The sequence below is a fragment of the Polaromonas sp. genome (genome assembly GCF_013817205.1).
Taxonomy (GTDB): domain Bacteria; phylum Pseudomonadota; class Gammaproteobacteria; order Burkholderiales; family Burkholderiaceae_C; genus Polaromonas.
Genome location: NZ_JACDDD010000141.1, coordinates 1 through 3432 on the forward strand (window position 1 = coordinate 1; position 3432 = coordinate 3432).

General features: G+C 64.6%; 4 protein-coding genes. 1 reads left to right on the forward strand and 3 read right to left on the reverse strand.

What is annotated here, in order from left to right; translation table 11 throughout:
- Nucleotides 1-156 precede the first annotated feature (156 nt).
- Nucleotides 157-846, forward strand: coding sequence for a Smr/MutS family protein (locus H0W47_RS18445; protein WP_296927047.1), 690 nt, complete (start codon nucleotides 157-159; stop codon nucleotides 844-846).
- Nucleotides 847-999: 153 nt separating this feature from the next.
- Here the strand turns inward: H0W47_RS18445 and H0W47_RS18450 are convergent, their stop codons facing one another.
- From H0W47_RS18450 to H0W47_RS18460, 3 genes are all read right to left on the reverse strand, one after another.
- Complete coding sequence (locus H0W47_RS18450; RefSeq protein ID WP_296927049.1) at nucleotides 1000-1863, reverse strand: hypothetical protein; 864 nt, start codon at nucleotides 1861-1863, stop codon at nucleotides 1000-1002.
- 32 nt (nucleotides 1864-1895) lie between these two features.
- Entirely contained in the window at nucleotides 1896-2312 is a 417-nt protein-coding gene (locus H0W47_RS18455) for a group II truncated hemoglobin (protein WP_296927051.1), read from the reverse strand.
- 2 nt (nucleotides 2313-2314) lie between these two features.
- On the reverse strand, nucleotides 2315-3432 hold a 1118-nt coding region (locus H0W47_RS18460; protein ID WP_367265433.1), incomplete at its 5' end, for an ABC transporter permease.

Below are 3432 nucleotides of genomic sequence, written 5' to 3' on the forward strand. Positions count from 1 at the left end.
AAAATCGATCCGTTCTTGCGTACACTTTGGCATTGGCAGTCCCCGGTTGCAATTGACATCGAACACCAATGACAACGCGCTTCGGCACGGGGCTGCCGACTCCTGCTAATGAAATATCCGGGCTAGCATAGGCTGATCTCGACACCCATTGCAGCCATGCCCGCGCCCATTCCCAAGCGTTCCTCCCGGGGCCCCATCAGGGACCTGAAAGACCTGAAGGCTGTCAAACTGGCCATAGAAACCGGTGCCCGCGTGGAGCGGGAACGCGAAGCCGCGCGCGCAGCGGCAGTTGCCAAAGCCAAGGCCGAAAAAGAGATGTTTTCCCGCGCCGTCGGCCCGGTCAAAGCCCTGCCGGCCAAACATCTGCCCGGCAATCCGGGCCGCAAGGCGCAGTTGCCCGCCGTTCAACCAGCACCCATCCCCGTGCAACACCAGCTCGACGAGCTGGCCGTCATGCGCGAAGCGATCTCCGACGGCTTCGACGTCGAAAGCCTGCTGGACACCGACGAGGCGCTGAGCTTTCGCCGCCCCGGCATGGGGCCGGACGTGGTGCGCAAGCTGCGCCGCGGCGGCTGGAGCATCCAGAAGCAGCTTGACCTGCACGGCCTGCGCCGCGAGGACGCGCGCGATGCACTGTCGGTCTTCATCCGCGAGGCGCACAAGGCCGGCCTGCGCTGTGTGCGGGTGGTGCACGGAAAAGGCCTGGGTTCGCCCGGCAAGACGCCGGTGCTCAAGGGCCGGGTGCAAAGCTGGCTCATCCAGAAAGCCGAGGTGATTGCCTTTGTGCAGGCACGTCCCGCAGAGGGCGGCGCCGGCGCGCTGGTGGTGCTGCTGGCGCAGAGTTGAATGCTATGAAATCAATAGCTGGTAACGACCGCCGGACGAGGGCTGATGGCCTATTTTGTTCATAAAAATCTGAGAGGTCCGGTCAAACAAGCGGGTCGGGCGACTTTCACAAGCAAAAAGTCGCTCCAGCCCTTACTCCGCTTGCGTCAACAGCTACTTAATTTGTAGCAACTGGTCGGCCACGTCGTCCGGCGCATCGCGCAGGGTGATCTGCCGCAAGCCCAGCGCCAACGCCTCGGCCTGCAAAGCGGCAGCAAACGCAGGGCCCGCCGCCTCGATGCCCTGCAGGTCCAGCACCAGCTCGCGCGGAACCCAGCCGGGCGACCTGCCGGAGGCCAGAACGCGACTTTCGTCCCTCGGTAGCCAGCCCATGAGAATTTCGGCCTGGTGCCGCGCTTCCAGACGTTCAGAGCCTAGCAGGCGTTGCACCGGCATCGTGACCACTTCCTGCCCGGTTTGTGCCTGCATCAATGCGTAGGTCTCGCGCCAGGTTTGCCCCTGCGCGCGCTTGAGACGATTCACGTTGTCTGGGTCCCCGCCCAGAACACGCAGTACCTCGGAAGCGGGCGTACCCGTTTGCGGCTTGATGATGACGCGATCCGCCAGACGCTGGTTGAGCGACGGCAGAGACAAGCCATCGTTGGCCGCCCACAGCACATCGCCCGCACACTGGTTCAGGTGCGTCAGCACGCCGCGATCATGGCCAAGCGCCCATTGCACGGGCAGGTGGGCGTCCACCTCCGCCCGGGCGCGGTCAGGCGGTACGCCGATTGCCAGTAGATTGAGCAGCAAAGCGGGCCCAAAACGTTGTTGCAATGTCGCCAGCGGTGCAGCATGCAGCGCCATGGCCCAGCGGGTGGGCGCGCTCACAGCCACCACCAGCTTGACCGGACGGCAATGCACCAGCCCCAGCGACCAGGGGCCAAGAGCGCTGCCAGACGCACTCGCATCAACAACAAGCTTGGCCGGCAGCTTGAGGGCCTTGGCCAGTTCCCGGGTGGCGTGCAGTGCGACCATAGCGGCGTTTTCGGGTGTTGCTTCAGGCTCGCTCACACCGGCGTGTTGCGCATCCAGTCGGCCGTCTGGAAAAACGAGGTGCGCAGACGCGCGCGCAATTCTTCATCGACACCGGTCTCGCCCATGGCCTGGTCGATGCAGGCCAGCCACTGGTCGCGCTCGAGGATGCCGATGGCAAAAGGCATGTGGCGCGCGCGCAGGCGCGGGTGGCCGAACTGCTCGGTGTAATGCTGGGGCCCGCCCATCCAGCCGCAGAGGAACCAGAACAGGCGCTGGCGCGCATTGTCCAGCGTGCTGCCGTGCGCGGCACGCAGGGCTGTGTAGCCGGGTTCGATGTCCATCAGGTCGTAAAACCTGTCCACCATGGCGCGGATGCGCTCCTCGCCGCCTATCCAGTCAAAGGGGGTCGCGAAGGGCGGCGTGCCGGGTGGTTTTTCCTCGATCTGCATGGTCATTGGGCTTTTCTCAGGGTTTCAACGACTGGGGTATTCAACACAGAGCGCAAGCCCCACCAGCCGGCCGCCAGCGCCAGCGCCGCGCCAGCCAGGCTGCCGAGCAGCGGCACGGTCCAGGAGCCGGTCCAGTTGAACTCGAAAACAAATTTGGCCAGGCCCCAGCCGACCGCCAGCGCCACGATGGACGCCAGAAAACCCGCCAGCAGGCCGACACCGGCCAACTCGGCTCGCTGCACCTGGCGCAGCAGTGAGGCTCGTGCACCGACGGCGCGCATGATGGCAAATTCTTTCGCGCGCTCCTCGCGCGTGGCGGTGATGGCGGCAAACAGCACCACCAGGCCGGCGGCCAAAGTGAAGCCAAAGAGGAATTCAACCGCACGAATCACCTGGTCCAGCACACGCTGCACCTGGGCAATCGTGCTGCTCATGTCGACGTTGGTGATGTTGGGGAAAGCCTTGACCAGGTCATTGTCGAAGCTGCGCGGCGCGGGCTGACCGGCGACTGCCGCAACCCGCTCCGGCGCGCGAAAGGCGCTGATGAAGGACACCGGCACATCGGTCAATTGCCCCACCGGGTACATCGCAAAAAAGTTGACGCGCATTGAGCCCCAGTCCACCTTGCGCAGGCTGGTGATCTTCGCGACCTTGACCTGCCCGCCGATGTCAAAGCTGAGGGCATCGCCGAGCTTCAGACCCAGCGTAGTGGCGATGCCGTCTTCGACACTGATGGCGTCTTGTTCATCGACGGTCCAGCGCCCTTGCGTCACCTGGTTGTGCGAAGGCATCGCGCTGGCGTTGGACAAATTGAACTCCCGATCCACCAGGCGCTTGGCGCGGTCGTCGGTGTAGTCGTCGGGCGAGACGGGTTGGCCATTGATCGCCACCAGCCGGCCGCGGATCATCGGGTACCAGTCGAACTTGCTGACGCCACCGTCGCGCAGGGCCTTCTGGAACGCCTCGCCCTGCTCCGGCTGCACATTGATGACAAAACGATTGGGCGCGTCGGGCGGCGTGGCATTGCGCCAGCTGCTGATGAGGTCGGTGCGCAGCAGCACCAGCAGCATCAGCGCCAACAGGCCGACTGCCAGCGCACTGACCTGCACCACCGCATACG